The organism is Marinobacter antarcticus, from assembly GCF_011049865.1.
In the GTDB taxonomy this organism is placed as follows: domain Bacteria; phylum Pseudomonadota; class Gammaproteobacteria; order Pseudomonadales; family Oleiphilaceae; genus Marinobacter; species Marinobacter antarcticus_A.
Map to the genome: position 1 here is coordinate 1 of NZ_DRGY01000026.1, position 5,244 is coordinate 5,244.

Below are 5,244 nucleotides of genomic sequence, written 5' to 3' on the forward strand. Positions count from 1 at the left end.
CATCAAAGTTGACCGCCATTCCCAGTTCCAGATCAGCCTCAGCTGCGGAACTGACCACCGCTGCAAGGTGGAAAATCACATCGGGACGGACATGTAGAACCGCATCCAGCGCACCCGGTGAGGTGATATCGATGGCATAGCTCGACGTCTCAAGGGACGCAGTAGTGGGCGCCTCGGCCTTTACCTGGTCGAGCAGGGTGATTTGCGTTAGCGGCTGACCATTGAGTTCGCCGAGGGCAACCAGCGCCTGGGTCAGGCGTTGGCCCAGAAAACCGGCGGCGCCGGTGATCAGGATGTGCATGGCAAATTCCTTATTGTTATGAATGTTGTCTTGCGTTCAGTGATGTTGTGCGTGACCCGATGATTGATCACTTCTCAGGTTGTCAGTCCGTGCGTTTCGCCCCAGCCCAGGCCCGCCCGGGTGCCGCCGGCTGGACGGTATTCGCATCCCACCCAACCCTGATATCCCAGGTCATTGAGGTGGCGCAGAATTGCCGGGTAGTTCAGTTCACCGACATCCGGCTCATGTCGTTCAGGGACTCCGGCAATCTGGACGTGGCCGATGTGTGGAAACTGGGCTTCAAGATTCCGGATCACATCGCCCTCAACGATCTGGCAGTGGTAGATATCAAACTGCACACGTAAATTATCCGCCCCGACACGCGCCAGTATGTCCGCCGCCTGGGCCTGGCGTTGCAGAAAAAAGCCGGACATATCACGACCATTAATCGGTTCAATCAGCAGCGTCTTGCCGGCTTTGGCCAGTTCCCCGGCGGCGTAGCGCAGATTGTTCACGTAGGTCGCCAGATGTGCCTCGTAGGCGTCGTCGTTCGCGTTCGCCGGCAGCAGGCCTGCCATCGCATGCACCTGCGGGCAATTGAGTGCCTCTGCGTAATGAATACCCCGGGCTACGGAATCGCGAAACTCGTCCTCACGCCCGGGTAAACTGGCCAGACCTCGCTCGCCGGTGTCCCAGTTGCCCGGTGGCAGGTTAAAAAGCACCTGCGTCAGCTGGTTCTCATCCAGCACGGCTCTCAGTTCGCTGGCTTCGTAGTCATAGGGGAAGAGATATTCAACCCCACGAAAACCCGCTGCTGCTGCGGCCGCAAAGCGATCCATAAAGCCATGCTCGGTGAACAGCATGCTCAAGTTAGCGGCCAGTCGTATCATCTCGGGTCCTTTAACGGATTTATCATTTAGTTCAGCTGCGCGCGAAGCGCATCTCCAGTTCCCGGACCTGCTCGTCGGTCAGACTACGAGGGTTCTGCCCCCGCAGCAGCAGGAACAGTTTCGCGGTTTCCTCAAGTTCTTCGGTGGCATAAACCGCAGCCTCCAGCGACTTGCCGGCCACTACCGGACCGTGATTGGCGAGCAACACGGCACTGTGCTGACCCGCCAGGCCCTTAACCGCATCGCCCAGAGTTTCATCGCCGGGAATGTGATAGGGCACCAGTGGCAACTTGCCCACGCGCATGACGTAATAGGCGGTCAGGGGTGGAATACAATTTTGGGGATCAACATCCGGTAGGCAGGAAACCGCCACCGAGTGGGTTGAGTGTAGATGCACAATTGCACCTGATTGCGGCCGTTCTCCATACATGGCCTGATGCAAAAAACTTTCCTTGGTGGGAGGATCTCCTGCCACCAGTTGGCCAAGACGATCCAGCTGTGAGATGCGGGCTGGATCAAGCCATCCCAAGCAAGCATTGGTGGGAGTCATGAGCCAACCGCCATCGTCAAGGCGCACGCTGATGTTGCCACTGGAGCCCATAGTCAAGCCCCGATCAAATAGAGATTTGCCATAGCGTGTGATGTCGTCGCGCAGTGAGTTGATAGTGCTCATAACAACACCTCAAACGCCCGTGAAAAGAAATCGACACCGCCAAAGTTACCGGACTTGAGCGCCAGTGATAGTGGTGCCTGCCGGCCATTAAGGCGGGTCTGAGTCCAGGGCACGCCCGGGTCAATCTGGTCACCGATGCGCAGCTCACAAATACCAAGCGCTGACACCACAGCTCCGGAAGTCTCGCCCCCGGCAATCAGTAAGCGGCCTGCGCCTTCAGCAACCAACTCGCTGGCGATCACTGCCAGCGCCCGTTCAACACGTTCACCAGCAACCGCGACACCAAGTTGATCTTGGGCTTGGCGGACCATATCTGGAGTTGCGGAGGCGTAAATCAGAACAGGCGCTTTGCCACCCATGCGCTGACGAGCAAAATTCAGGGCTTGGCCGATCTGGGTATCATCTTTAGCCAGCTTTAGTGGATCTAGAGCAAAACCTTCGTAACGGTTCAGGAAGTGTTTGATTTGCAACAGGGTCGCTTGAGAGCAGCTACCCGACAACACCAGTGCTCCACCACTGGCCGGTTCAAGACGGCCAGCCTGATCCACGGTGTCAAGCCAGCCCAGTCGCCGATACTCAGCAGGCAGCGCCTGACCAAGGCCGGAACCTCCAGTGACCAGCGGCAGTTCCACCACCACGGCAGCCAAGGTTGCAAGATCGGTCTCGTCGAGCGTGTCGCAAATTACGTGGCGCACGCCTTGCGCCGCGAGCGCTTCCAGACGATCCGACGAGGCCTTAACACCCGCAGCCAAGTCCGACCGGGCCAGCAGGCCGACATCATGATCAGTCTGACGTGAGAGGGTGCGCACAAGATCCGCATCCCGCATCGGGTTGAGCGGGTGATGTTCCATTCCACTGTCGTTGAGTAACCGGTCACCGACAAACAGGTGGCCTTGGTAAACCGTACGGTTGTTGGCTGGAAATGCCGGCACCATCACCGTTTGTTTGGCCTCAAGTCGCTCCAACAATGCATCCGAGACTGGGCCGATATTGCCGGCGTCTGTTGAGTCAAAGGTCGAGCAGTACTTGAAATAAATCTGTCGGGCGCCTCGCGCTTGCAGCCAGGCCAACGCAGCTAATGAGCTGTCGACACTCTCGCGCACCGGGCACGAGCGGGACTTGAACGCCACAACCACGGCGTCGATGTTCTCAAGTGCCAAATCAGGCCCAGGTATTCCAATTACTTGCAGTGTCCTCATCCCTGCACGAACCAAATTATTGGCCAGATCCGTTGCGCCGGTGAAGTCGTCAGCGATTGCACCCAATACCAGACTCATTCAGCAGTCCCCTTATCCTGCGCCGCCTTAGCTTCCGGCAGTTCAATTCCGGACAATCTCTGATAGACCTTGATCACGGCGGAGTCGTCTTCGCGGCCCAGGCCGATGCCGCTAGCAGCCGTGAACTGCTGAAGCGCACTCGCGGCGACCGGCATCGCAAGCGACAGCTCGCGACCGGTCTGATGCACGATATTCAGGTCCTTGACGAAAATGTCGACGGCGGACAGCGGGGTGTAGTCGCCCTTGATGATGTGGGGTACGCGATTTTCAAACATCCAGGAGTTACCGGCGGAATGGGTAATGACCTCGTACAACGTGCTGGCGTCGATCCCCATATGCATGCCCAACGCCATCGCTTCAGCCGCTGCGGCAATATGAATACCGGCCAGATGCTGATTGACCAGTTTGACGCTGGAACCGGCACCCGCGCTATCACCCAACCGGTACACCGTTGCGGACATCGCATCCAGTACGTTTTCACCCTTGGCGTAGGCATCGGAGCCGCCGGAGGACATCACCGACAGTTGCCCAGCCCTTGCCTTGACAGTGCCTCCGCTGACCGGGGAATCCAGCATCAGCAGACCGGACTCTGCTAAGCGAATGCCCAGCGCCCGGGCATAACTGGGGGCAACGGTCGCACACTGCATCACCAGACTACCCGGCGCCAGCTTGGCCGCCACGCCATCCGCGCCAAACAACACGGATTCAACCTGCTCGGCATTCACCACCAACAGCACAACTATGTCGCACTCGGCGGCCAGCTCAGCGGGCGAGGCCACGCTCCGTCCACCTTTTGACATGAACAGATCGCGCGCGCTGACGGAGATGTCACACCCGATCACAGAAAGCCCGGCTTCCAGCATGGCCAGGGCAGAGCCCATCCCCATGGCACCCAACCCAACGACACCGATGACTGAATTGTTGTTTGGCACTTAAATGATCCCTCGCAGTGGCGTGGCAGTTCCATCGTGAAGGGCTTTAGCAAGCCGCAAAAAACGATGCTTAATCATAAAATGTTAGCGCTAACATCAGTATTAAATTATTCTCCGTATCGAAGCAATAGCAAGGAAGAAATTAAGTGCCAGCGTCCAGCAATAAATCCAGGCGACATCGCAAAAGCGTTATGCAACCAACCATTGCAGATGTCGCTCTGGAGGCCCAAGTGTCGGCAATTACGGTTTCCCGGGTTATAAACTCGACCGGTGCCGTGCGCCCAGCAACGCGAGAGCGGGTTGAGGCGGCGATTGACAAAGTAGGATACGTCCGCAATATGCTTGCCGGAAGCCTGGCATCAGCCAGTTCCCGTTTCATTGCAGTCATCGTGCCGTCGTTGTCCAATATCGTGTTTATCGAAGTAATTAGTGGCCTGCAAAGTGAGTTCGAAAAACAGGGCTATCAAATCTTATTGGCCAACACCGACTACAACCTTGACCGTGAGTGCCAATTGGTCAGGACGTTTCTTGGCTGGTCGCCATCGGCCGTGGTAATCACCGGTTTGCGTCACAACGCCGCCTGCCAGCGGATACTGGAAGAATGGGACGGCCCGATTGCTGAAATTATGGAATTGGGTGATGCCATAGACCTTAACATCGGGCTTGATCATCAAGCGGCCGGGCGCCGTATGGCGCGCTACCTGTTGGAGAAAAAACATCGGAATATTGTCTATGTGGCTGCTCAGATCGAACAAGACTACCGTGCCGGACTACGCTATGAAGGCCACAAGGCGGAGCTTGAGGCCGTTGGTCTGAAGGCACCGCTGCTTGACATGGATCAGTTGGGCCAATTTGAAACCGGTGCTCGCTCGCTCGATATCGTGCTCGCCGATTATCCGGACGCCACAGCCATTCATTTTGCCAATGACGACCTTGCTACCGGTGCGCTGTTGCTCGCCCAGCGCCAAGGCATCCGGGTGCCTGAAACCATTGCCATCGCTGGTTTTAACGGGCTGCCAATCGGGCAGCATGTCACCCCACCATTGACCACTATTATTTCGCCTCGCCAGACGATTGGTCGCGCGACCGCTGAGCAGGTCATTGCTCGAATTGAAGGTCGGCACCTCCAAAATAACCAGACCGATGTCGGGTTTGAGATGTCGATTGGTGACAGCGCTTAAAACAATTGCCA

General features: G+C 57.1%; 6 protein-coding genes. 1 reads left to right on the top strand and 5 read right to left on the bottom strand.

All coding sequences use genetic code 11. From position 1 onward, the window contains the following. The 5 genes from ENI00_RS02780 to ltnD all read right to left on the bottom strand — a co-directional run. Nucleotides 1-301, bottom strand: a 301-nt coding sequence (locus ENI00_RS02780; RefSeq protein ID WP_304098536.1) for an NAD-dependent epimerase/dehydratase family protein, incomplete at its 3' end; no start/stop codon positions are given. Nucleotides 302-375: 74 nt separating this feature from the next. Beyond that, on the bottom strand, nt 376-1,170 hold the full coding sequence (otnI, locus tag ENI00_RS02785) for a 2-oxo-tetronate isomerase (protein WP_304098538.1): 795 nt from the start codon (nt 1,168-1,170) through the stop codon (nt 376-378). 31 nt (nt 1,171-1,201) lie between these two features. Beyond that, the gene (gene otnC, locus ENI00_RS02790; RefSeq protein WP_304098541.1) at nt 1,202-1,843 is read right to left on the bottom strand and encodes a 3-oxo-tetronate 4-phosphate decarboxylase; all 642 of its coding nucleotides are present in this window, start codon (nt 1,841-1,843) and stop codon (nt 1,202-1,204) included. After that, nucleotides 1,840-3,120 (bottom strand): 3-oxo-tetronate kinase, encoded by a 1,281-nt coding sequence (gene otnK / locus ENI00_RS02795; RefSeq protein ID WP_304098543.1) that lies wholly within the window; start codon nt 3,118-3,120, stop codon nt 1,840-1,842. Before otnK ends, otnC begins: the two co-directional genes overlap by 4 nt. Further along, nucleotides 3,117-4,052, bottom strand: a complete 936-nt coding sequence (ltnD, locus tag ENI00_RS02800; RefSeq protein WP_304098546.1) for an L-threonate dehydrogenase — start codon at nt 4,050-4,052, stop codon at nt 3,117-3,119. Before ltnD ends, otnK begins: the two co-directional genes overlap by 4 nt. A 146-nt stretch (nt 4,053-4,198) precedes the next feature. Between ltnD and ENI00_RS02805 the strand changes: the two genes are divergently transcribed. Further along, nucleotides 4,199-5,233 carry a LacI family DNA-binding transcriptional regulator gene (locus ENI00_RS02805; protein ID WP_304098549.1) on the top strand — a complete coding sequence of 345 codons (1,035 nt, stop codon included), beginning with the start codon at nt 4,199-4,201 and terminating at the stop codon, nt 5,231-5,233. Nucleotides 5,234-5,244 lie beyond the last annotated feature (11 nt).